General features: G+C 60.8%; 20 protein-coding genes. 4 read left to right on the top strand and 16 right to left on the bottom strand.

Annotated elements, in window-relative coordinates; genetic code table 11:
- Positions 1-92: 92 nt before the first annotated feature.
- The gene (locus ACLI1Q_RS02465; protein WP_239269045.1) at positions 93-1352 is read right to left on the bottom strand and encodes an FtsX-like permease family protein; all 1260 of its coding nucleotides are present in this window, start codon (positions 1350-1352) and stop codon (positions 93-95) included.
- Positions 1336-1941, bottom strand: coding sequence for an ABC transporter ATP-binding protein (locus ACLI1Q_RS02460; RefSeq protein WP_239269047.1), 606 nt, complete (start codon positions 1939-1941; stop codon positions 1336-1338). The genes ACLI1Q_RS02465 and ACLI1Q_RS02460 overlap by 17 nt, the downstream gene beginning before the upstream one ends.
- A gap of 112 nt (positions 1942-2053) precedes the next feature.
- Here ACLI1Q_RS02460 and ACLI1Q_RS02455 point away from each other — a divergent pair, with 112 nt between their 5' ends.
- Together ACLI1Q_RS02455 and ACLI1Q_RS02450 are read left to right on the top strand one after the other, a co-directional pair.
- On the top strand, positions 2054-3250 hold the full coding sequence (locus ACLI1Q_RS02455) for a sensor histidine kinase (protein ID WP_239275572.1): 1197 nt from the start codon (positions 2054-2056) through the stop codon (positions 3248-3250).
- Positions 3247-3882: a response regulator gene (locus ACLI1Q_RS02450; protein ID WP_239269051.1), complete on the top strand. Its 636-nt coding sequence runs from the start codon at positions 3247-3249 to the stop codon at positions 3880-3882. Before ACLI1Q_RS02455 ends, ACLI1Q_RS02450 begins: the two co-directional genes overlap by 4 nt.
- Before the next feature lie 11 nt (positions 3883-3893).
- On the opposite strand, the gene ACLI1Q_RS02445 is transcribed toward ACLI1Q_RS02450, so the two are convergent.
- The 10 genes from ACLI1Q_RS02445 to ACLI1Q_RS02400 all read right to left on the bottom strand — a co-directional run bounded on the left by ACLI1Q_RS02445 (position 3894) and on the right by ACLI1Q_RS02400 (position 15630).
- A complete protein-coding gene (locus tag ACLI1Q_RS02445; RefSeq protein ID WP_005277173.1) occupies positions 3894-4322 on the bottom strand; it encodes a hypothetical protein in 429 nt (142 codons plus the stop codon).
- 89 nt (positions 4323-4411) lie between these two features.
- Positions 4412-5455 carry a tRNA (adenosine(37)-N6)-threonylcarbamoyltransferase complex transferase subunit TsaD gene (gene tsaD / locus ACLI1Q_RS02440; protein WP_284771941.1) on the bottom strand — a complete coding sequence of 348 codons (1044 nt, stop codon included), beginning with the start codon at positions 5453-5455 and terminating at the stop codon, positions 4412-4414.
- On the bottom strand, positions 5455-5976 hold the full coding sequence (locus tag ACLI1Q_RS02435) for a GNAT family N-acetyltransferase (RefSeq protein ID WP_284771940.1): 522 nt from the start codon (positions 5974-5976) through the stop codon (positions 5455-5457). Before ACLI1Q_RS02435 ends, tsaD begins: the two co-directional genes overlap by 1 nt.
- Positions 5973-6665, bottom strand: coding sequence for a tRNA (adenosine(37)-N6)-threonylcarbamoyltransferase complex dimerization subunit type 1 TsaB (tsaB, locus tag ACLI1Q_RS02430; RefSeq protein ID WP_411697053.1), 693 nt, complete (start codon positions 6663-6665; stop codon positions 5973-5975). Before tsaB ends, ACLI1Q_RS02435 begins: the two co-directional genes overlap by 4 nt.
- Positions 6665-7174 carry a hypothetical protein gene (locus ACLI1Q_RS02425; protein WP_239269059.1) on the bottom strand — a complete coding sequence of 170 codons (510 nt, stop codon included), beginning with the start codon at positions 7172-7174 and terminating at the stop codon, positions 6665-6667. Before ACLI1Q_RS02425 ends, tsaB begins: the two co-directional genes overlap by 1 nt.
- Positions 7175-7348: 174 nt before the next feature.
- Positions 7349-8938 (bottom strand): aspartate:alanine exchanger family transporter, encoded by a 1590-nt coding sequence (locus ACLI1Q_RS02420; protein ID WP_284849565.1) that lies wholly within the window; start codon positions 8936-8938, stop codon positions 7349-7351.
- An 88-nt stretch (positions 8939-9026) separates the two neighbouring features.
- On the bottom strand, positions 9027-9527 hold the full coding sequence (gene tsaE, locus ACLI1Q_RS02415; RefSeq protein ID WP_284849566.1) for a tRNA (adenosine(37)-N6)-threonylcarbamoyltransferase complex ATPase subunit type 1 TsaE: 501 nt from the start codon (positions 9525-9527) through the stop codon (positions 9027-9029).
- Positions 9517-10614: an alanine racemase gene (gene alr / locus ACLI1Q_RS02410; protein ID WP_284849567.1), complete on the bottom strand. Its 1098-nt coding sequence runs from the start codon at positions 10612-10614 to the stop codon at positions 9517-9519. Before alr ends, tsaE begins: the two co-directional genes overlap by 11 nt.
- A gap of 115 nt (positions 10615-10729) precedes the next feature.
- Entirely contained in the window at positions 10730-12601 is a 1872-nt protein-coding gene (gene glmS, locus ACLI1Q_RS02405; protein WP_284849568.1) for a glutamine--fructose-6-phosphate transaminase (isomerizing), read from the bottom strand.
- A 224-nt stretch (positions 12602-12825) separates the two neighbouring features.
- A complete protein-coding gene (locus ACLI1Q_RS02400) occupies positions 12826-15630 on the bottom strand; it encodes an FAD-binding and (Fe-S)-binding domain-containing protein (RefSeq protein WP_411697052.1) in 2805 nt (934 codons plus the stop codon).
- 202 nt (positions 15631-15832) lie between these two features.
- On the opposite strand from ACLI1Q_RS02400, the gene ACLI1Q_RS02395 reads away from it, so the two are divergent.
- Positions 15833-16666: a dienelactone hydrolase family protein gene (locus ACLI1Q_RS02395; RefSeq protein ID WP_284849570.1), complete on the top strand. Its 834-nt coding sequence runs from the start codon at positions 15833-15835 to the stop codon at positions 16664-16666.
- A gap of 22 nt (positions 16667-16688) precedes the next feature.
- Here ACLI1Q_RS02395 and ACLI1Q_RS02390 read toward each other — a convergent pair whose 3' ends face one another.
- The 4 genes from ACLI1Q_RS02390 to glmM all read right to left on the bottom strand — a co-directional run bounded on the left by ACLI1Q_RS02390 (position 16689) and on the right by glmM (position 20451).
- Entirely contained in the window at positions 16689-16967 is a 279-nt protein-coding gene (locus ACLI1Q_RS02390) for a hypothetical protein (RefSeq protein WP_023016768.1), read from the bottom strand.
- Positions 16967-18697: a hypothetical protein gene (locus ACLI1Q_RS02385; RefSeq protein WP_284771935.1), complete on the bottom strand. Its 1731-nt coding sequence runs from the start codon at positions 18695-18697 to the stop codon at positions 16967-16969. The genes ACLI1Q_RS02390 and ACLI1Q_RS02385 overlap by 1 nt, the downstream gene beginning before the upstream one ends.
- Entirely contained in the window at positions 18697-19011 is a 315-nt protein-coding gene (locus ACLI1Q_RS02380; RefSeq protein ID WP_034653448.1) for a hypothetical protein, read from the bottom strand. The genes ACLI1Q_RS02385 and ACLI1Q_RS02380 overlap by 1 nt, the downstream gene beginning before the upstream one ends.
- A 96-nt stretch (positions 19012-19107) precedes the next feature.
- Entirely contained in the window at positions 19108-20451 is a 1344-nt protein-coding gene (glmM, locus tag ACLI1Q_RS02375; protein ID WP_005277129.1) for a phosphoglucosamine mutase, read from the bottom strand.
- Between the two features lie 195 nt (positions 20452-20646).
- Between glmM and ACLI1Q_RS02370 the strand changes: the two genes are divergently transcribed.
- A complete protein-coding gene (locus tag ACLI1Q_RS02370) occupies positions 20647-22572 on the top strand; it encodes a BCCT family transporter (protein WP_239269070.1) in 1926 nt (641 codons plus the stop codon).
- Positions 22573-22719 lie beyond the last annotated feature (147 nt).

Below are 22719 nucleotides of genomic sequence, written 5' to 3'. Positions count from 1 at the left end.
TCAGTTTGAGTGCGTTCTACCCATCAGAATATCAGAGTTTCACCCATCAGTTTGAGTGCGTTCTACCCATCAGAATATCGGCGATCCATCCATCAGTTTGTACGGATCTGGGCGGTTGAGCGCAGGAATCCCGCGAGAATGAGCTTGACCGCACACAGCGCAAGAAACATGGCGCCAAAAATTAGACCGAATGGCGCCCACCACACTCCGGCAAGCCCCTCCCACAGCGCGCTCATCCCGGAATAGAAATCGGGATGCAACAGGTGGTTGAGCAGCGCGACCACCGTCACGCTCAAGGTGATGACTATGGCCGCGGCAGTAATGGTCAGGCAGAAGGCCTCGCCCACCTGCACCCGCGCCCACGCCACCGGCGCGGCGCCGGCCAATCGCAGGCCGCGCACATCGCTGGCGATGCGCGAGCGCATGATGAGTGAGGTCAACACCGCACCAACGATGCTTGGGGCAACGACTGGGCCGAGGAATGCCGCGAAGACTCGCCCCGATGACAGGGTGTCGAGGCTGTCCGTACCTTTGAGCATCATCACCCCAGAGCCCACCGCCACGATCAGGCCGCCGAGCAGCACCCACGGCACGATATGAGGCACGGAAAAGCGGCGGCGCACCCGCACGTTGGCCCCGGCGATGCCGCACAAGCGCGTCCATTGGTCCACGGCGGGCATCAGCCACGGCGTCATGAGTGCAACCAGGATGACCAGCCCCATAGAGGCGGCGAGGCTATCGCCCGGATCCTCTATCTGCAGGCAGCCGTAGACGGCACCGCCTACCAAACCAACGGCAACAAGGCAGCGCAGCACTACCCACACCGGGCGCGGTTCCACCCGCGGGCGAAAGACCCGGCGCAGCGGTATGAGGGCACCGCAGACCGCCGATGCCACGCAGACGGATACGGCGATGCGGATGACCAGCGGGGTAATGGCCAACTCCGGCATGGGAATCCCGTCGCTGCGAAAGGCCGCGGCCATGGGGTCGACCAATAGGCGCGCCGGGAAGGTCCCGATGAGCGCCGCGATAGCGCTCACGGCACTCACCTGCCCCACGATGAAGCTATTGATCATCCACCCAGGCATGCCGATCATGCGCCACGAACGGTACACGGGTTCGCGCTCCTCAATGATCAGCCGCATCTGGGACAACGTGATCAACACAACGGCGCAGACCGCCATGCCCAGCACGGTGCCGCCGAGCGGCCCAGTGGGATCTTCGTCCGCGTCCGAGGTGGCCACCAGCATCGATACCGCCAGCGCGCACGCGGCCGAGGAAACCACCATGGTTAGCGCCACGGCAAGCCATGAGAGCCAATTGCTTTGTAAGTCCTTAAGCCACACCAGCATGGTTGGCCTCCTGGAGCTCAATGATGCGGTCGGCGGCCTCTGCGGCGAGGTGCGAGTGGGTCACCATGACCACCGCGGCCCCACCCCGTGCGGCGGTGCGGAGGTGGGTGAGGACGAGCTGGGCGGTGGCATCGTCAAGCGCGCCCGTGGGCTCATCAGCAAAGATATACGGCGCACCGGCCAGCAAGGCGCGCGCAACGGCGACGCGCTGCTGCTGACCGCCGGACAGCTGCGCGGGCAGGCGGCGCTCCAGCCCGTCAAGCCCCAAAGACTCGAAGGTCTTCTGCACCGCGTCCCGGGTGCAGCGCCGGCCGGAAAAGTGCGCGGTCAACGTGGCATTTTTGCGGGCGTTGAGCGATTCCAGCAGGTTATAGTCCTGGAATACGAAGGCGCGCTCTGTGCGGGCCGGCGCGTTGACCGTGCCGGAACTGGGCTTATCCAGCCCGGATAGCAGGTTCAACAGCGTGGTCTTGCCGCTGCCGGATGGCCCCATAATCGCGACAAATTCCCCCGGCTCGATGCTTAGGTCCACCTCGGCGAGTGCGGTATGGCTGCCGTAGCGCTTGCTCAGATTTTGTGCTTTTAACATGCCTTCCATTCCACCGGCCGTGCCCCGCACGCGCGATGGGGAAGGCTGCCCGAAAAATGGTGGGGCTAGCTCTACTGCCACCACCCCGGCGCGGCGGCTAGGCTGAACGGATATGCGAACTGTCAAGGCCAACGGGTGGAGCCTCGTCCTCGGAATACTTGCCCTTCCGGGACTGGTGATTTCGGTGCTCATGCTGCCGTGGATTCCGCTGGTAGCCCGCGCCGCGGAGTTTATCGGCCGTTTTGGTGCGAAGTGGATGGGCGTTGATATTCCCCCACGGCGGGCCAACCGTTGGTTTGATTGGCAGCAGTTTTATCACCTTTTACTGCAGCTTCTTATTTGCGTGGCCTGCTTTGCCAACTGGGTCTCTGTCGGTTTTGTCGCGGGCGTACTGGTTATCGCGCCGTTTATTCCGCAGGCCGAGTTCAACGTCGGCGAGTGGACCACCGATAATCGCCCATTGATTTTTGTCGTGTGCTGGCTCGCGGCCGCCGTGCTCTTCGTCCTACTGGTGGTGCTCAACCGCCTGCTGGTCAAGGCCTCCATTTCCCTCACCCGGCTCGCCCTGAGCCCCTCTGCCCAGGAGTTGGCGGCCTCGCGCGCCACGCTTATTGATGCCTTTTCGGGTGAGCGCCGCCGCATCGAGCGCGAGCTCCACGATGGCCCCCAGCAGTACCTCACCGCGCTCAAGCTCAACCTGGCCGCGGCAAAACTCCAGTCCCCGCCCGAGGCTCAGCAGGCGCTTGCCGATGCCGAACATAACGCCACCCAAGCCCTATCCGCCCTGCGCGCTACCGTGCGCGGCATTGCGCCACAAGTGCTTTTCGATGACGGCCTCATCCCTGCCCTCGATGAGCTCTTGGCCCACAGCGGGCTCGACGCGGAACTGCACGTCGAAGGCGCGGAGCGATCGATTGGGGAAACCACGGCGCTGCTGGCCTACCACGCGGTAGCAGAGGCGCTGACCAACGCCTCCACCCACGGCGCGGCCACCGCCGCCACCGTGTCCATCTGTTTTGGCGACGATCTTCGCCTCAGGGTCCGCGATAACGGCACCGGTGGCCTCTCTACAGGAGGGGGCCCTAGCGCGTCTAGCACCGCGCATTCCCGTGTCGGTGCTGATACCAGCGCCGACGCGACTGCCGGCACGGACACCAGAAAGACCGCGGGAACGACTGGGGGCACTGGCCTGGCCGGGCTGCGCGAGCGGGCCGCGGCGCTCGGCGGCAGCGTCGACTTCTCCCCCGCGCACGCAGAAGGACAAGGAGCAACCTTAACCATGTCACTACCGCTGAAGGAGGCCCGATGAAACTCTTATTGGCAGAAGATTCTGCCCTCTTGCGCGCCGGGCTGGAGCAGCTGTTAACGACACTGGGCCATAGCGTGACCGCCGTCAACGATGCGGAGAAATTGCGCGCCTGCGCGGACAGCGATGACTTCGATCTGATCATTAGCGATGTCCGCATGCCGCCCACCATGAGCGATGATGGGCTGCGCGCCGTGCACGATGTGCGTGCGGCAGACCCGTCGCAACCGGTGGTGGTGCTCAGCCAATACGTGGCGGCAAGCTACTTGGACCGGCTTTTAGAGCACGGCGGATTCGGCTACCTGCTCAAGGAGCGCGTATCCGATGTGGACGAATTCGTACGCACCCTAGAAGAAGTGGCGGGCGGTGGCACCGTGGTCGATCCAGAAGTGGTCACCGCCCTGCTCTCCGCGCGGCGCACGGGGCTGAGCCAATTAACCGCCCGCGAACGCGAGGTTTTGGGGCTTATGGCGCAGGGCTTGAGCAATCAAGAGATCGAAGGCAAGCTGGTCTTAACCGCCGGGGCGGTAAGCAAGCACGTCTCCAATGTTTTTCTCAAGCTCGGGTTTCGGCCAGAAGACGCCAATCGCCGCGTCAAGGCCGTGCTAATGTGGCTGCGCCACACCGAGAGCTAAAGGAGGGGTGCTTACGCGCTCTTCGTGGAGTTAATGACCGCCGCGCGCCAGAGCGTGTACTCGTCAGGAAAATCCTCGCGGTAGTTTTTCACCGCGCGGATGCCGTGCTCGACGGAAGCGATGACCTCATCGATGGAGTCCTCCTCGCCCTCTGCATCCACGAAGATGACCGGGCCGCTAATAGCGCGGATGGGATCCTGCAAAAAGGCGGAGTTTCCAGTGTCCGCGGCATTGCGCGCTAGGGATGCTACCGGGTTGGGCTCGGCGCCTTCCTGCTTGGCTTCTGGGTTATAGAGCGCGGCGTAGGTCGTGCCGTCATCTTGAAAGACGACGGAGACGCGATCCTCGGTGGTGCCGCCCAAGAACTGGTTGGCGTGTTCTAATTCGAACTCGATTTTGCGGCGAGTGAGATCGGGGTTGACGAGGAAACCAACGGTCATGAGAGAAAGCTCCTTTAAAGCGGAGAAGGCGTGAACTCGTTAAAGGTTACCGCCGCTTCCCCCACCTCGCAGTGCGAGGAAGAAGAACTTTAGGTTAACTGCGGCTCTTCCACGTCCAGTTGCGTATCGGTGCCAATACCCAGGCTCGACGGTGCAGCCCTCTCATGAATGAGCTGGGCGCCAAGGGCGGCAATCATCACGCCGTTATCGGTGCACAGGTTAAACCGCGGCACGCGCAGCTCCACACCAGCGGCGTCGCAGCGCTCGGCGGCTAGCTCCCGCAGCCGGGAATTGGCCACCACGCCGCCACCGAGCAGGAGCACCTTCGCCCCGGTATCCTCGCAGGCGCGAATGGCCTTGGCGGTGAGCACATCGGCCACGGCCTCTTGGAACGAGGCGCATACATCCTCCACGGAGATGGTCTCGCCGGCCTTTTCGGCGCGCTCCACATAGCGCGCAACGGAGGTTTTCAATCCCGAGAAGGAAAAATCATGCCGGTGCTCGCCGCGCAGGTCCTCGGCGCGCGACATGCCGCGCGGGAAGTCGATGGTGGGTTTTCCGCGGCTAGCCAGCTTATCGATGACCGGCCCGCCCGGGTAGCCCAGCCCTAGGAGGCGGGAGACTTTGTCGTAGGCCTCACCGGCGGCATCGTCAAGCGTGGAGCCCAACTCGCGCATGGGCTTTCCCACGGCCTCGACCTCGAGCAGCTGGGTATGCCCGCCGGAGACTAGCAGCGCGACCGAGTGCGGCAGGCTCTCGCCCTCGAGGTTGGCCACGGCTACGTGGCCGCCGAGGTGGTTGACGCCATAAAAGGGCACGCCCCACGCGGCGGCATAAGCCTTGGCAGCGGAAGCGCCGACGAGCAGGGCTCCTGCCAGGCCCGGGCCCACGGTGGCGGCAATGGCATCGGGCTTATCGATGCCCGCCTCATCCAACGCCGCCCGCATCACCTGCGGCATGGCCTCCAGGTGCGCGCGGGAGGCGATTTCGGGCACGACGCCGCCAAAGCGCGCGTGCTGCTGCATCGACGAAGCAACGGCATTGGCGATAATCTCCATGTGGCCGTCCTGGTCGAGCTCGACGATGCCCACCCCGGTCTCATCGCAGGAGGACTCGATGCCCATGACCTTCATTACTGCTCCTTTGCTTCGCGCTGGCTTGCTTGTGGCGACTGGCTGGCGCGCACCATGACGTGCGCATCCGCGCCGGAGGGCTGATAATAATTGCGGCGAATCCCCTCGACGCTAAAGCCATAGCACCGGTATAGCTCGATGGCGGGATCGTTTCCCACGCGCACCTCTAAGAAGATGGGCGCGCTTTTTAAGTCCGCGATATAGCAAATATTGTCCATCATCATGCGCGCGATCCCGCGGCGCTGAGCCTTTGGATCGACGCCGATGGTGTGGATTTCAAACTCCGGGTCTGCGGCTGGACCCATCATGCCGATGCCCGCATAGCCCAATAAGACCGGCTCCTCGTCGCCTTCTGAAGCTGCGGGTTCGAGGGCGCCTTCCACCCCGAGATAGAAGTTGAAGGGTTGGGCCATTTCTTGCTCAAATACCGCTTCCGTCCACGGAGTTTCACCGGGAAAAAGCACCTTTTCCAGTTCGGCGCAGCGCGGGACATCGGCGGGGGTGAGCTCGCGCAGGTTCACAGGCGCACCTCTGGAATGGCTGCGGAAAGCTGCTGCTTTTTGGGAGGAACCGCATCGGGGCGGCGCAGGTACATGGGCACGAATGGCGCCGGATCCGCGCCGAGCTGCGCGACGGCCACCAGGCCCTCGGCGGTGGGTGCGGCCTCACTACGCGGCAGCGCGGCGAGTTCTTCCGGCAGTTGGTCGGCCAGCTTCTCTGGGATGACCACCTGCGCGATATCCTGCACGGAAAGCTCCCCCGGCTTCGATACGTCTGGGCCAGCCAGGCGTTGTCCCGCGCGGTAGGTGGCCCAATAAATCTCCTTGCGGCGGGCATCGGTGGCAACTAGCGCCGCGTCCGCCACGTCCCTTTCATCGGCTGCATCGGCCCCCGCTAACGCGGCGTGCGCGATGGCATCGTGGGTGCAGACGCCGTGGAGGGGGATGGAGAGGGCATCGGCAAGCGCCTGCGCCGTGGCCATGCCGACGCGCAAGCCGGTAAAGGGGCCAGGGCCCACGCCCGCCACGATGGCATCGAGGTTGCCGAGCTCCAGACCGGTCTCGCTCATCACCTCGAGGATGGTGGGCATGAGCCGTTCATTATGCGCGCGCGTATCGGCCAGAACGCGCTGCGTCAGCTGCCCAGACTCGGTGTCGACTACCCCGGTGACCAGGGCGGTCGTCGCCGTATCGATGGCCAGGACGCGCATTAGCCGACCAGCTTCCACACGCCGTCTTCGCTCTGGAAGGCCAGCGGCTGGGAGCCCTGAACCAGCGGAACCCCGCCGTCTAGGCCGTGGCCCTGCTGCTCCATGGCCTTAACCTGCGCATTGATCGTTTCGCAGACCTCAACCTCGGAGGAATCCAGTTCCTCTACATAGGGATCGACGCTGTGGCCCAGCGCCATGACGTAGCTCTTGCCCTCAGGAACGACACCGTCCTCGAAGGTAATGTCATCAGGGTTCGGGGCGGCTTCCTTGACCTTGTCTTCTGCCATGCCTGGGCAGATGAAGCCAATGGCACTGTAGTCGGCGCCGTAGACATCAGACGGGATGAGCGACATTACCTCAAGGTTCCGCGGGGCATGCTGCAAGGTGTTGGTGAGGTTGCCCTCTAGGGAATCCTCATCACGCAGGGTAGCCCCGGCAACGAGCACCATCATCACAATGATAAATAGCGCGATAATGGTCGTGGTCAGGTTGCGAGCAAATTTAGTCATGGAGTGAGTAACGCTCCTCGGGTCAAGGGGGTCCTATATGTACATATGGTGAAGTGATTGTCAGCTCTATTGCCGAGGTTACTCGGCGGCCAACAAGCACTCACCCACGGGGTAGTGCCTGCCAGTGTAGGCGGATTACCCAGTGGGTGAATAATTAGCGCGGGACATATGGGGCTAAAGCAATAACAATAGCAGCACCTGAGCGGCGATAATCTTGCCGATGATGGTGGTTGGATACACCGTTGCCCAGCCGCGCCCGGCAAGTTCCGTTCCGGTTTGGCCCCGGATATAAGCAAATACTGCCGGGTTCGTGGTCATGCCGGCCGCACAGCCCATAGCCTCGTCCCACTTCAAGCGCAGCACCAGCATGCCGATAACACCGATGAGGATGGCCGATACCAAGGTAATGATAAAGCCGACGCCGATGATGGTCAGCGAGGATGGATCCGTCAGGGCATCGCGGAACGATGCGCCTGCTGACGTCCCCACGCCCGCTAGGAAGAGCGTCAGCCCCAGGTTCGAAATGGTTTCCCTGGTATGGAAGGGCATCTGCCAATTAATGGGGCCGGTGCGGTTCAGGTAGCCGAGGATAAGGCCGACCACGACGGGACCGCCGCCAAACCCCAGCTGCAGGGTCGATCCACCCGGCATGGGGATGGGAATAAGGCCCAACAACATTCCCAAGGTCAAGCCGATGGACATAGACAATAGATCAGCATTACCGAGCGCCGATTCGGAATCGCCCAAGTACTTGCGCACCTCGCGCACGTGGTGCGAGCTACACACCACGCGCACGCGGTCAGAGTAATTCAGCACCATATCTGGGTGCGGAACCGCATCGCTATCGCCCTTGCGCACGCGCGCGATAATAAAGCCATGCTCGAGCGCATCGATATCGCGGATGCGCTTGCCCGCGACCTTCGGGTTCGACACGGTCACGCGCTTATACTGTAAACCCGCCTCTGGGGTGAGCTCGACGGGGTATTCCTCACCGAGCACCTCGATGGCACCGGCGACGTCCTTTTCGGAGCCATTAATAAGGAATGCCTCGCCCTTGCGCAGTGGCATATCCGGCTGCGCAAGCCGGTGGTGTTCCATATCGGAAATCTCGCGGGTAGCCACCACGGTATGCCCTGTGACGCGGTACAGGTGCCCGGCCGTATCCGGGAAGTCTTTGGTCAGCCGCACGCCTTTGGCCACCAGCGGAGCGGGAATCATTCCCTCTTTCTTGGCATCCTCCTCGTGGTCTACCTTGAGGATTTTCGCGCCAATAGCGGCGACCAGGATCGCTCCGATAACCGCACCCGGGTAAGCCAGCGAATAACCGACGACCGGGGTGGAATTGCCCAGCATTTCCACCACCGCTGCCATACCCGGCGTGGATGACAGCGAACCGGCAAACATACCGGCCGCCACATCGGTTTCGAGGCCAAAGACGCGGATGAGTCCAAAGCCTACGCCCACGAGCAGGACCAACATGCCGATCATAAAGACGGTCAGCTTCCAGCCGCGGGTAGCAAATTCGCGGACGAACGACGGCCCGAAATTAAGACCGATGGCATAAACAAAAATGGCCAAGCCGAATTGATATACCAGCGGTGGAATTTGGATATCCGGATTGGCGGTAGAAAGCCCGAGCGCCACGAACATCGCGGCCGCGGCGCCAAGAGAGATGCCAAAGAATTTGATTTTGCCGATGGCCAAACCAATGGCCATGATGGCAAAAAGGGCGAGCAGAGGACTAGAGGCTAGGAGATCTAACACCCTTCAAGGATCCCGCACCTTAAATACCTAAAGCAACTTGACGTCCTAAGATGTCCATCACTTATACCTTGAAATTAATGAGACCTAGCTAATCATTGTGTCGCCACGACCAGCTAATGCGGCGCACGTCCTCATCTGCGCCGGAAAACTCCGCCGGTTCGCGGTCGATGCTGATAAAGAGGTACCTATCTGCGATCTGCTCGATGAGGCCGCCGCCCCATTCGGCGACGACAACGGCATCGGCAAGCTCGGTATCCAAATCCAAGGCATCCAGCTCCCCCAGGGGATCGCCGGAATTGGCCCCGCCCTCATCCAAGAGGCGGTAGGCGTCCACGTGCACCAGGTCCGACCCCCCAACCCGTGAGCGATGCACGCGGGCGATGACGAACGTGGGCGAGGTAATCCGCCCCTTGACCTGCATGCCCTGCGCAATTCCCTGAGTAAAGGTGGTTTTTCCCGCGCCCAATGGGCCATCCAGGATAACGACATCGCCGGCTTCGAGCGCGGCGCCCAATTCCTTGCCGCAGGCGTGGGTCTGCTCCACCGTTGCCAGATCGCGGGTCCCAGACTCCGGAAAATTACTGCGCATCGGCCTCTCCTATATATTCGCGTTCGGTGCGGCCGGTAGGTCGGCACACCACTTCATAGTTGATGGTGCCCACGGCATCAGCAAGCTCGGTAGCAGACATGCCACCCCGACCAAAGATGACGACCTCATCACCGGGGGCAATGCCGTGCGGGTTATCTCCTAGATCCACCACTATTTGGTCCATGCACACTCGGCCTACCTGCGGATAGAGCCGCTCGCCGATGCCCACCTGAAGGTGGCCCTGGTACGCCCGCGGCAGCCCATCGGCATAGCCACAATCCACCGTGGCCAGGAAACCTGGCTTATCCGCGCTCCAGGTACGCCCGTAGCTGGTGGCCTCACCCTTATCGATTGGCTTGAGACCGAAGACATTTCCGGACCAGGTCATCGCCGGGCGCAGGCCATGGTGCCGCCCAGCGATGGGCTCGAGCCCGTAACACGCGATACCAACCCGCACCTGCTCAAAGTGCGCCGATGGGCGCGAGAGCGTGGCCGGCGAGTTGGCCAAATGATTGACCGGGCACTCCAAACCTGCCGCGCGCGCCGCATCCAGGGCGCGCCGAAACTCTTCTTCCTGGGCGTCATTATGCGCATTATCCGGCTCGTCCGCGCAGGCAAAGTGGGACATGAGGCCCAGGACCGTGATGTGCGGGGCATCCCGCAGCAGCGCAAAGACCTCGTCCCAGTCCGCCTTATCCACCCCGGAGCGGTGCATTCCGGTTTCGACCTTGATATAGACCTCGGCGGGAATCTCAGCCTCTACCAGCTTCTGCGCCTGCGCCGGGGAATTGACCGCAATCTGGATGCCACATGCCAGAGCCTCTTCTAGTACCTGATCCGTCTGCCAGATCCATGCCGCGATGGGTGAGTCCACCCCCATGCGCCGCAACTGCACGGCTTCTGTCAGCGTGGCGACGCCAATAGAATCTGCCCCCGCTTCCAGCATCACAGGCACGACCCTTTCTACGCCGTGCCCGTAAGCATCCGCCTTCACCACGCACATCAGCTTGACGTCTGGGCCGATCTTCTCCTTAATCAGCCACACATTATGCGCGATGGCAGCAAGGTCAATTGTGGTTTTCAGCATGCCACTATTGTGCCACTTTCCACCCGCGCGCTGAATTTACCGCAGATATGCGCAAGACCCCTCTCCCGCCTCCATGCAAACAAGGACGAGAAAGGGGCCTGAACCGCCGGAAAGGTTATTCCACGGTGACGGACTTAGCCAGGTTACGCGGCTGGTCAACGTCGTAGCCCTTGGACTTTGCCACGTGTGCGGCAAAGATCTGCAGGGGCACCGTAGCAAGGAGCGGCTGCATCAATGTCGGCGCCTTTGGCACGCGGATGACGTGGTTAGCGTAATCCTCTACCGCGGTATCGCCTTCTTCTGCGATCACGATGGTAATGGCACCGCGGGCGCGGATTTCCTGGATATTGGACACCACCTTGGAGTGCAGCGAATCGCGCCCGCGCGGGGAGGGCACGATGACGAAGACCGGCTGGCCCTCCTCAATCAGCGCGATCGGACCGTGCTTGAGCTCGCCGGCGGCAAAGCCTTCGGCGTGCAGGTATGCGATCTCCTTGAGCTTCAGCGCGCCTTCAAGCGCAACCGGGAAGCCCACGTGGCGGCCCAGGAAGAGCACGGATTCCGCATCCTTCATGGAGTTAGCCAGGCCAGCTACTTGCTGTTCTTCATCGATGACGCTTTGTACCTTGTCCGGCATATTGCGCAGCTCAGCAAGAACTCCCTGGATTTCATCGGAGAACATGTTGCCGCGCAGCTGTGCCAAGTAGAGGCCCAGCAGGTAGGTCGCGGTAATCTGCGCTAAGAAAGCCTTGGTAGAGGCCACCGCGATTTCGGGACCCGCGTGGGTGTAGAGCGCCGCATCGGATTCGCGCGGAATGGACGAGCCCTGCGTATTGCAGATGGCGATGACCTTCGCGCCCTGCTGGCGTGCGTGGCGCACGGCCATCAAGGTGTCCATGGTCTCGCCGGACTGGGACAAGGCCACGACCAAGGTCTTCTCGTTGACGATCGGATCGCGGTAGCGGAACTCGTGGGCGAGCTCGACCTCGGTGGGAATGCGGCACCAGTGCTCGATGGCGTACCGCGCCACATGGCCGGCATAGGCCGCCGTGCCGCAGGCAATCACGATGATCTTATCGATGGACTTCAAAACCGACTCATCGATGCGCAAGTCATCCAGGGTCAGCTGACCCTGCTCGTCAAAGCGGCCGAGCAAGGTATCGCGCACAGCGGCGGGCTGGTCGTGGATTTCCTTTTCCATGAAGGAATCAAAGCCACCCTTTTCAGCGGCGGCCGCATCCCACTTGATCTCAAAGGCCTTGCCCTCGGTGGGGTTGCCGTCGTAGTCAGTAATGACGACATCGTCAGCAGTGATGGTGACCACCTGGTCATTGTCCATTTCCACTGCGGACTTGGTGTAATCAATAAAGCCCGAGACGTCAGAGCCCAAGAAGTTTTCGCCCTCGCCCAAACCAATGACCAGGGGCGAATCGCGGCGGGCGGCAACGATGCGATCCGGCTGGTCAGCGTGAATGGCCAGCAGGGTAAACGCACCGTCGAGGCGCTTGGCGGTCAGCTGCATTGCCTTGGTGAGGTCACCTGCGGCGTCGTTGTGGAAAACATCGCCAAGCAACGCAGCGGCAACTTCAGTATCGGTTTCAGAAACGAAGTTGTAGCCCTTATTCAAAAGCTCGGTCCGCAGCTCCGCGAAGTTTTCGATGATGCCGTTGTGCACCACGGCCAGCTTGCCGCCGTCAACGACGTGGGGGTGCGCATTGAGATCGGTCGGGCCACCGTGCGTGGCCCAACGGGTGTGCCCGATTCCCAAAACGGAATCCTTCAGCGGACGCGCTGCAATCTCATCGTCCAAGGCAGCAACCTTGCCCGCCTTCTTCCGCCAGCTAATCTCCCCATCGGCGTACATCGCCACACCAGCGGAGTCATAGCCGCGGTATTCCAGTCTGTGCAGACCTTCCACGACTACATCCAGAGCGAAGTATTCGCGGTCACCGCTAGCGTGACCAACATATCCAACAATTCCACACATAAAAAGGAATCCTACCTCATTGGTCAACACGAACCGGGGGTTGGACTAGGGCCTGTTATTTATGGCCGCACACTTATTCGGGCCTTTTATAGTTACTGGAAACTGGCCTGCCCACCGCTAGTTTTCGCACCCTCGGTGAGCAGCCCTCCCGCCCTGCGGCTGACTGGGGCGCGGAAGAAGACGGGGGCATCGGCAAGCAGCCGCGCCCCTTCCCCACCGGGCTGCTAGCGCGTGGCGCGCTCCAGCATCTCAAGGACGTGGTGGTAATCCTCGCCGGTGGCGCGGGTCATGCCCAGCTCACACGTGCGGTTGGTAGAGGCGTGATACTGCGCGCCCAGCTCCGTGACCTGGGCGGCCTCGGCGCGGGTGGCGGACTCCGTGAGCTCTGGGGGGAGCATGCCGCGGTCGCCGGCATAACCGCAGCAATTCCAGGCGGTGGGGATGTGTACCTCCGTGGCTGCGGCTCGGGCGACCTTTTCTACATCTCCCATCATGCCAAGCTGGAGCGCCGAACAGGTCGGGTGAATCGTCATGGAATCGACCGGCTGGGTGGTCTCGAGGCGCGGCAGCAGCGTATCGGCGGTGAAGCTCAGCGCATCGATGACGGTGATGCCGATGGATTCCAGCATCTCCTGAAAACCCGCGGTACAGCTGGACGCGTCCACGATCACGGGCAGGCAGGCGTTATCCGTGGCCTCCATGACGGTCTCGCGCACGCGCTGCTCCATGATGTCGTGACCCTTGCGCATGCCCTTTGAGGACCATGGCGTGCCACAGCAGAGCTTTTCGATGCCCTTGGGAACCTCCAGCGCCATCCCCGCCCGCTCCAAGACGGTGATGAAGGCTTCCGTTGCTCCCATGCCTTCGCCTTGCGGGGCGAACATGGAGTTTACGCAGGCTGGAAGGTAGATTCCCGAGGTTTCAGCGTAGCGATCTCCCACGCGCCCGGCCAGGCGCTCGCGGGATTTGCCGCCTTTGCCTAACTCCGGCTGGTATCCCGGCACGGTATCGGGGCCGATGAGCGAGCGGGCCACGTCGGTAACCTTCGTCACCAGCTGAGCCGGCAGCATGTGCGCGCCGGTCAGCGCCGTTGCGGCACCGCGGCTGGTGACCTGCCAATTCTTGGCGGCAGCGGACCAGACCTTTTCTTCTGTGGCCCCGGCATTCTCGTGGCGCAGCTTCTTGATGAATTTGCCGGTATCGATGCCCACCGGGCAGGCGGTCAGGCACATGGAATCCACGGCGCACGTATCGATGCCCATGTACTCATTAGCCTCATCGAGTTCTGCAACCAAGTGCGTATCGCCACTTTCCTGCGCCCGCTGGCGGGCACGGCGCACCACGATGCGCTGGCGCGGAGTCAAGGTGAGATCCCTCGACGGGCACACCGGCTCGCAATAGCCGCACTCAACGCACGGGTCGATTTCCTCTTCCACCGTGGGGTTGAGCTTGATATTTGTAATGTGTGCACCGGGGTCATCGTCCAAGATGACGCCTGGGTTCATGGTTCCAGCGGGATCGCAGGCGCGCTTGAGCAGCTGCATGACCTCGTAGAGCTCATCGCCGTACTGGCGGCGCACATACGGGGCCATGGCGCGGCCGGTGCCGTGCTCGGCCTTGAGGTTTCCCTCTGCCGAAAGCACCAAGTCCACCATTTCCTCATTGAAGTTGTTATAACGGCCAATGGCGCTATCGCCCTCGAAGCGGTCCGTTAGGAGGAAGTGGATATTGCCGTCTTTCGCGTGGCCGAAAATGACCGCATCGTCGTAGGAATAGCGGGTAAAAAGCTCCTGCAAGGAGGAACAAGTATCGGCCAAATCCCCCACCGGCACCACAACGTCTTCCAAGAGCGCCGTGGTTCCTGAGGGCCTCGCTTCTGCCACCTGGGCATACAGGCCCTTGCGGAAGTTCCACGCGGCGGTGCGGGTGGGAATATCGGCAGAAAACTCCGCCGGCGATTGCAGGTCCAATTCCCGCAAAAGGGACGAGCCCTTGTTCTCTTTTTCCCGCAGCTCTTCCTTGTCATCGGATTGGTACTCGATTAGCAACGCGGCCTGTGAATCCACATCGAAGCCGGTAATGGCCTGCGGGACCTTATCAAAGCCTTGACCCACACGAATGGAGGCAGAATCCATCAACTCCAGGGTGGCGGCACCGGTCTCCACCAAGGACGGCAATGCCTTCGTAGCGGCGGAGAGATTATTAAAGACCGCCACGGTAGTCGTCGTGAGGGAAGAGATGTGCACGGTACGAAAGACCGCTTCCGCGATAAACGCGAGCGTTCCTTCGGAGCCAACCAAGAGGTGCTCAAAAAGCTTGACGGGGCTATCAAAATCCAGGAAGGAATTAAGCCCGTAGCCCATCGTGTTTTTCAGCTGGAAATGGCGGCGGATGATATCTACTGATTCCTGGTTATCGCGCACGCGGCGCTGCAGGCGGATGAGCGTATCCACCAGTTCGGGTTCTTGCACCTGGAATTGCCGGTCCGCATCCGCGTCCGCGGTATTGATCACCGTGCCAGAAGGCAAGACAAAGGTCAGCGATTCCAAGGTGTTATAGGTATTAAACTCGGTACCGCAGGCCATGCCAGAGGAATTATTCGCCACCACGCCGCCGATGGTGCAGGCCGCCTCGCTGGCCGGGTCCGGGCCGAGCTTGCGGTTGCGCAGCCCCAACCGCGCATTGACCTGGCGCACGGTCGCCCCTGGCTGCACGCGCACCCGCTTGCCGTCATCGAGGACGTCTATGCCCCGGAAATGCTTGCGCACATCCACCAGGTAGCCCTCGCCGGAGGCCTGGCCTGCCAGGGAGGTACCGCCCGAGCGCAAGGTCACCGGAATACCCTGCTGCCGCCCTGCCTTGAAAATGGCGGCCACGTGTTCTGCCGAACGCGCTTCAATAACGGCCTTCGGGGTGTAGAGGTAGTGCGAGGCATCGGAGGCATAGGCCACTCGGTCGATGATGCCGGTCTTTACCTCCGGCCCATCCTGCGAAAATAATTGGTCGATCTTAAGGGTGCCGGTAGTCATATGCGGCGACCTGCCTTCCCAGAAAAGCATAGAGAATGTTACCTAGTGCACATTTTCGCCTGCGTTCTCACCGCCGCGCAAGTAAGGCACCCCATATAACTTCGGCGCCGCGCACCCCTTTTGGCCTCCGCGAATCCCCCGCATGTGCCACTCGCCACCCCTTGCCACCAGCACGGGGTGATCTTCATCTATCCTAGAATGCGTGTCTGCGAATTTGAATAAACACTTAGGAACGTTATCGAAGCGTGGCCGCAACCGCGTGCTGGTTGGCGACCTCGATTATGCGGGTATTACCGGCAAGGTTTATACCCCTGCGGAAGGCCAAGGCCTGCCCGCCGTCGCCTTTGGCCACGATTGGATGCACAAAATCAAGGATTACCACGCCACACTGCGCCACCTCGCCAGCTGGGGCATCGTCGTGGTCGCCCCCAATTCTGAGACCGGCATGTTCCCCGATCACCGCAACCTGTCTGCAGACATGGAATCTGCGTTGCAGATCGCCGCTGGGGTAAAGCTGGGCACCGGCAATATCACCGTATCGCCGGGCAAGCTCGGCATGGTAGGCCACGGCATGGGCGGCGGCACCGCGGTTTTGAGCGCGGTTGATAACCCAAAGGTGAAGGCCGTCGCCGCAATTTATCCCGCCGTAACCGCCCCTTCCGCCGTTGAGGCTGCCCGCAGCCTCGATACGCCGGGCTTGGTCATTGGCTCTGGGCGCGATGATATTTTCAATGCCGGAAACCCCGCCAAGCTGGCCTATAACTGGCGCGGCCAGGTGGCCTACCGGGCCATCGACAAGGGCACGCAGGCCGGCTTTAGCGAAGATCGCTTCCGCAAATTGGCCATCGGTTCCGGCGCCTTCCAATCCGGCCCCACCGAAATCGCCCGCGGCCTCGTCACCGGCTTCTTGCTCTCTACCCTTGCCGGCGAGTCCGCCTATGACGGCTTTGCGGATCCTGAGGCGAGCGCGAAGAAGGTAGAAAGCTTGACCGGCGATGAACTGGCCGAGCGCGCCGGCGTTGCCCTCGATGACTAAAAGCTAATCCGCTGAACTAGGCCTATCCACGTCGCAGCACAGATTTCACCTGCCCCGATGCGTTATTGACACGCGTTGGGGCAGCACTATTTCGGCGCCACGTTCCAGCAGCTGCTTGCCGATGCCCCACCGCATCACCGTCTCTTCCCCCACGCTGCTCATTTTTGGCCTGCTGTACGGCCTTGGCCGTGGACTTTTCTAGCTCGTCTTGGGCCTTCGCCAGGCTTTTTTCAAATTCCAACATGCGTCGCGCGGTGCGCTCGCGAAACCCCTGCGCGAATTCTGCAAAATCGTTATTCATTACCACTGCCCTGCCTTTCGTGCAGTCACGGATGGTTCATCTGAGCTTGGCTCTGGTGCAGGCTCGGGGGCCGGAGCAGGTGCCGGTGGCTGTTCAGGTTCCGGTGCTGGTGCGGGCTCAGGTTGAAGCTGCGGCTCTGGCGCAGGTGCACCAGCTCCAGCGGCTTCTGCTGCCTGCAGGTGCTGTACCTTTTCTGGAGGCGGGGCCGGTTCTTCCACCTGGGAAAGCTCCGGAGGTGGCTCAATTGTTCCTTCTTCCGGGCACAGTTCAGGCGCGGGCTCGGGTTCCGGTTCTGGTTCTGGCTCAGGGCAAGGTTCTGGTTCAGGCTCCGGTGCGGGCTCGGGTTCCGGTTCAGGCGCAGGTTCCGGTTCCGGTTCCGGCTCTGGGCAATCTGCATCGGCGATATTTTCCAGGCACTCCGCAGCGCCCTCAATGATGAGGCCTACACCTACCAAAGCGATTCCTGCACCGACGATTCCCAAGCTGCCGCTGCAGGAGGACTCGATGTCACAGGCCGCATCATCTTCCACGGCAGCCGGTGTTGTTGCTTCTTCTTCGCATTCAGAATCTTCCGGCACAGGCTCAGGTACTGGGTCCTGTTCAGGCTGCAGTGCGGGCTGTTCCGGTTGTTCTGGTGGGCAGTCTTGTGGTTTGGGTTCCGGCTCAGGATCCGGTTCCGCGTGCGCCGGGGTGGTCGTGGACTCGTTCTGTCGAGGCGGCTCGTTTACGAAACCGCGGCACTGTTGGCACTGGCACCCGGAAGGGTGCTGCTCAGGTGCGGGTTCAGGAGCCGGCTTCGGAGCCGGTCCTGGTTTCGGCTCCGGTTGCGGCTCGGGAGCTGGTTTCGGCTCGGGTGAGGGTTGTGGTTGCGGTGCCGGTTTCGGATCTGGCTTCGGCTCTGGGGTCGGCTCTGGCATCGGTTCCGGATTGGGCGGGCACTCAGCGGTGGATGCGGGTTGCGTCGGCTGCGCTGGCTGTGGCGGGGTGGAGTCGGCGCCGCCTCCGCCATCGGGCATCGGGCGCGTGGGAGCTGGCGTATCTGGGCACTTTTCCACTGGCGGTGGGCAAGAATCCTCCTCGGCCTCTGCCGGCTCGGGGCATTCCTCAGGAAGAGGCCGCTCGCAGACGCATTCGCAGCGGGATTCAAACTCGTCGTAACAGGATTCAATGGCATCATCGCGGTCCCGGCACGTGCTGGCGATGGAGTCATTGGTGTCATCGATGATCTTCGCACCAATGGTGGAGACGATGGGAATAATGAACTTGGCCAGCGGGTGCCTGGTGGCCACCATGGACAAGATATTGAGCAGCGGGATGACCGCGGAAATCAGCTCGGTGAGTGCGGTGTCGGAGGTATCGACGACATCGGAAATAGCGCCCGAGCATTGCTTGGCAGAGTCAGTAAGCTGCTTGCTTTCATCGCGGTGGATATCAAAGTCTTTTTGAATGCCGGTCAGGTGCTCGCGCAAGGTGCCGTTTGCAAAATCGGAGTCGTCAGTGCGCAGGAAATCCGCAAGCCCCTTTCCACCACCGTGCGGAAGATTGCCGCCCACCGCGGAAATGGTATGGCGCAGAATGTTTTGTGGGGCGATTCCATCTACCGCGCTGATGAGCTCACTCAGAAGCCCCAAGGGCATGCTGGGGCCGGAGTAATTTCCCAGGCATGCCAATTGGAACTGCGAAATGGCGGCGGAATAATCCCCTAAAAGCGATTTAGTCAGCGCACTCATTAGTCCACTGCCTTTCCGCTTTCTCCTGCAAAGGAGCGGCTAAAGCCGGCATCGTACGTGGCGAATGCGCGCATCTGATCGTGTGCTGCCTGGCCTGTGGCAGAGATATTGTCTAAGCGCCACGTTCCATTGTCATGAATGCGCGCGAGGATGCTTCGTATGCGCTCGCCGTGGCCGGAAAAATTCCGCCCAGCCGCGGCAACGGGAAAGTCTGGAACATCGGCGCGGTGGGCTTGGCGCTGTTCATCGTTGGCGCTTATAGCTTGTTGTAGTGCGGACATCGCCTCTGCGGGGCGAAGAAAAACCTCAGACATCGGTATAAATCCCCAAATCCATATGCGGTAAGTGTGCTCACTTTCATTGGACTGGGGTTTATACCAAATGGTTCCCGGTACTTCTTATTTTCCTGCCTATACCGAGGCGACGACGGCAGAAAGCCTACCAGCTACCTTGCGGGCGTGTTCTTCTTCGGCCGCTTCTACCATGACGCGGAACAGCTCTTCGGTACCAGAGGGGCGAAGCAGGACGCGGCCGGTTTCCCCGAGCTCTTCTTCTGCCTCCACGATGGCCTGCTTGACCTCGGCAGAATCCATGATCGCGGCCTTATTGGACACCGGAACGTTGATGAGCACCTGCGGCAATACGGTCATCACGGAGGCCAATTCCTTCAGGCTCTTTCCGGACTTGGCCATACGCGCCATGATGGAAAGACCGGTGAGGGTGCCATCGCCGGTAGTGGAGTCATCGGGAAGCACGACGTGCCCGGATTGCTCGCCGCCCAAGGAGAAATCGCCGCGGTGGAGCTCTTCGAGCACATAACGATCGCCCACCGCCGCGTGGCGGACCTCAATGCCTTGCTCCTCCATGGCAAGCGTCAGGCCCAAATTGGACATGACCGTGGCCACGAGCGTGTTAAAGCGCAGGTCATTGTCTTCCTTCATCCCTACCGCGAGCAAGGCCATGATCTGATCGCCATCAACCACGTTGCCTTCGGCATCGACGGCGAGGCAGCGGTCCGCATCGCCATCGTGGGCAAGACCCAAATCGGCACCATGCTCGAGCACCGCTGCCTGGGCTTTTTCGATATGGGTAGAGCCACAATTTTCGTTGATATTAAAGGCATTTGGCCGGTGGTAAATCGGGATGACCTCAGCGCCTGCTGCTTCATAGGCGCTCGGAGCAACCTTCGAGGCCGCGCCATTGGCCGTATCCACAACCACCTTGATGCCGCTCAAGTCAGTGGAGACGACCTCCTTCAGGTGCGCTAGATAGCGCTCACGCCCATCGGGCGCCTCCGAGATAATGCGGCCCAGCTTGGTGCCCGTCGGGCCCTCCTCAACGAGGTTATCCATAGCGGCCTGAATCTTATCTTCCACACTATCCGGCAGCTTCTTGCCGCCAGCGGAGAAGAACTTAATGCCGTTATCTGGCATCGGGTTATGGGAGGCAGAGATCATCACGCCGAGATCCGCACCATAATCATCCGTCAAAAAGGCGATAGCTGGGGTAGGAAGCACACCCACGCGCACAACGTCCACGCCGCGCGACGCCAAGCCGGCGGCGATGGCGGCATCGAGCATCTCGCCCGATACGCGGGGGTCACGGCCGATGATTGCCAATGGGCGGCGCTCATAAGATTCGCGCTGCGCAGTAAAGACCTCCGCCGCCGCTTGTCCCAGCGTCAAGGCCAAAATGGGAGTCAGCTTTTTATTCGCGAGGCCGCGAACTCCATCGGTTCCAAATAGTCGAGTCATGAAAACAATTATGCCCTGTAAGTCCCACCCGTTGCATGTTTGGGGCATCGACAAGCGAGCTAATTAGGTAACCAACATCACGAAAAATGTCCTTGTGATGAAAAGCAAAATTTGCTTAAAGTAGTACTTTTTGGCATTTATATGAAATTATTAGCTAGGTTATACTTCACTCTTTTGCCTTAGAGAGGATCAACGATGAACGAACCTAGATCTTCAGGTGACAAGTCACCTGAAACTACCTCGCAGAAGGCACGGTCAGCCATTGCGAAAGCCGCTTCTGGGGAACGCGCTATTCATCCAGCCCTCATTCCCGGAGTAAGTGTCGAAAACACCCGCGCCGATTTTAAGACCAATAAAACGGTCTTTGCGGTGGCGTTGGCATCAACCTTTGCCGTTATCCTGTGGGCCATCATCGCCCCAGATAATCTGGCTAGCACAGGAAGTACCATGCGGGCGTGGGTCGTCCAAAACTTTGGATGGCTATTTACGATCATCATGATTGCCACCACGGCATTCCTGCTGACGATCGCTATCGCCCCAACCGGCAAAATTAAGCTCGGCGCCGATGATTCCAAGCCCGATTTCTCCCGCAACGCATGGATCGCCATGCTCTTTGCCGCTGGTATGGGAATCGGCCTGGTCTTCTACGGCCCGATGGAGCCGCTTGCCCTATTCTTGACTCCCCCGCCGTATCTTTCCGGCGTCGAATCCGGCAGCCAGGAGGCCATCCTTCCGGCCTTTGCCCAAGCAGTACTTCACCACGCTACGTTGCCGTGGATGATCTTTGCACTGGTGGGCGGCGCGCTTGCCTATGCCGCTTATCGACGCGGCCGTATCCCGCTTATTTCCTCGCTCTTTGAACCCCTCATTACGGATTCGAATAACCGGGTATTTGGAAAGATCGTCGATATCTTCGCGGTTTTGGTCACCCTCTTCGGCACGGCTACCTCCCTGGGTATCGGTGCGCTGCAGATCCGCACGGGTACCTCGATCCTTACCGGCAAGCCTTTAGAGGGCAACGGAATCATGGTGGTGATCATTACGATCCTCACCATCCTTTTCATTCTTTCCGCGATGTCCGGCATCAAGCGCGGCATCCGCATCCTGTCCAATATCAACATGGGCTTGGTCATCGGCCTCGCGGTCTTCGTTCTCATCACTGGGCCGACGCTCTACATCCTGGATCTGATTCCCGCCTCCCTGCTGCAGTTTTTCAAGCACTTCGAAGACATGATGTCCCTGTCCGCCTCCCAGGGTGAACCAGAAAAGGAATTCGTCACCGCATGGACCATGCTGTACTGGGCGTGGTGGATTTCTTGGTCGCCCTTCGTCGGTATGTTTATTGCGAAGATTTCCCGCGGGCGCACCATTCGCGAATTCGTCTTCGTCATCATGCTCGTGCCTACCACCCTGTCGCTTTTCTGGTACGTCATCTTTGGTGCCACGGCTATCAAGACTCACCTGGATGGAGACGGAATCGAGATTGAAGGTTCCGGCGAGAATGTGATGTTCGATCTCATGAGATCGCTGCCGCTATCTAGCATCACCACGGTCATCGTCCTCCTCGCTGTGGTCGTCTTCTTCAATACGGCTGCTGACTCCGCTACCAACGTCATGGGCTCCATGTCCCAATCAGGCCGACCAATTCCCTCGACGTCGATTTCCGTTATTTGGGGCGTTGCCCTAGGTGGCATTTCCTTGTCCCTGCTGCTCATCGCCGGCAAGGATGCCCTGAGCGGCCTGCAGTCCATCATGGTCTCCAGTTCGCTGCCGTTTACCTTCATCCTCATCGGCATCATGGTGGCGTGGGGCAAGGACTTGGCACGCGACCCTGCAATACTGCGCAGGAAATACGCCCATGCCGCCATTGAGCGCGGCACCCACTTGGGCCTCCAAGAACACAACGGTGACTTCGTATTCAGCTCTTCCGCCGTTCCAGAAGCCCACGGTGCCGGGGCAGAAATTGAAAACGATGACCCGTACCTCCACGAGTGGTACACCATCAACGCATCGGATGAATACCTCGCAGAGCAGGCAGCCCTCCGCGAAGAGCGCCGCGCCGAGCTCAAGAACTTTGCAAAGAAGAAAACCGAGGACAAGGCCGCAGAAGACGATGAGTAATCTCTCCGCCTAACCGGACCTCTCCCCTAGGCCCTAGGCCCTCGGTCCCTAGCCCGTCTCCATCGCACTGCGCATTAGCGCTTCCCGCGATGAGAGGCGGGCTTTTCTCTGTTCCTACAGTCCGTGGTGCGCTGCGGCGTGAGGGCG

Origin of the sequence: Corynebacterium limaceinasi (assembly GCF_046717465.1) — a bacterium.
Taxonomy (GTDB): domain Bacteria; phylum Actinomycetota; class Actinomycetes; order Mycobacteriales; family Mycobacteriaceae; genus Corynebacterium.
Note: the sequence above shows the minus strand (reverse complement) of the source record. Positions and strands in the feature narration are given on the sequence as shown.

Excerpts from the sequence above, each read along its gene's own strand:
- ACLI1Q_RS02465 (WP_239269045.1), bottom strand. The coding sequence starts at position 1,352 with ATGCTGGTGTGGCTTAAGGACTTACAAAGCAATTGGCTCTCATGGCTT.
- ACLI1Q_RS02460 (WP_239269047.1), bottom strand. The coding sequence starts at position 1,941 with ATGTTAAAAGCACAAAATCTGAGCAAGCGCTACGGCAGCCATACCGCA.
- ACLI1Q_RS02455 (WP_239275572.1), top strand. The coding sequence starts at position 2,054 with ATGCGAACTGTCAAGGCCAACGGGTGGAGCCTCGTCCTCGGAATACTT.
- ACLI1Q_RS02450 (WP_239269051.1), top strand. The coding sequence starts at position 3,247 with ATGAAACTCTTATTGGCAGAAGATTCTGCCCTCTTGCGCGCCGGGCTG.
- ACLI1Q_RS02445 (WP_005277173.1), bottom strand. The coding sequence starts at position 4,322 with ATGACCGTTGGTTTCCTCGTCAACCCCGATCTCACTCGCCGCAAAATC.
- tsaD (WP_284771941.1), bottom strand. The coding sequence starts at position 5,455 with ATGAAGGTCATGGGCATCGAGTCCTCCTGCGATGAGACCGGGGTGGGC.
- tsaB (WP_411697053.1), bottom strand. The coding sequence starts at position 6,665 with ATGCGCGTCCTGGCCATCGATACGGCGACGACCGCCCTGGTCACCGGG.
- ACLI1Q_RS02425 (WP_239269059.1), bottom strand. The coding sequence starts at position 7,174 with ATGACTAAATTTGCTCGCAACCTGACCACGACCATTATCGCGCTATTT.
- tsaE (WP_284849566.1), bottom strand. The coding sequence starts at position 9,527 with ATGCGCAGTAATTTTCCGGAGTCTGGGACCCGCGATCTGGCAACGGTG.
- alr (WP_284849567.1), bottom strand. The coding sequence starts at position 10,614 with ATGCTGAAAACCACAATTGACCTTGCTGCCATCGCGCATAATGTGTGG.
- glmS (WP_284849568.1), bottom strand. The coding sequence starts at position 12,601 with ATGTGTGGAATTGTTGGATATGTTGGTCACGCTAGCGGTGACCGCGAA.
- ACLI1Q_RS02400 (WP_411697052.1), bottom strand. The coding sequence starts at position 15,630 with ATGACTACCGGCACCCTTAAGATCGACCAATTATTTTCGCAGGATGGG.
- ACLI1Q_RS02390 (WP_023016768.1), bottom strand. The coding sequence starts at position 16,967 with ATGAATAACGATTTTGCAGAATTCGCGCAGGGGTTTCGCGAGCGCACC.
- ACLI1Q_RS02385 (WP_284771935.1), bottom strand. The coding sequence starts at position 18,697 with ATGAGTGCGCTGACTAAATCGCTTTTAGGGGATTATTCCGCCGCCATT.
- ACLI1Q_RS02380 (WP_034653448.1), bottom strand. The coding sequence starts at position 19,011 with ATGTCTGAGGTTTTTCTTCGCCCCGCAGAGGCGATGTCCGCACTACAA.
- glmM (WP_005277129.1), bottom strand. The coding sequence starts at position 20,451 with ATGACTCGACTATTTGGAACCGATGGAGTTCGCGGCCTCGCGAATAAA.
- ACLI1Q_RS02370 (WP_239269070.1), top strand. The coding sequence starts at position 20,647 with ATGAACGAACCTAGATCTTCAGGTGACAAGTCACCTGAAACTACCTCG.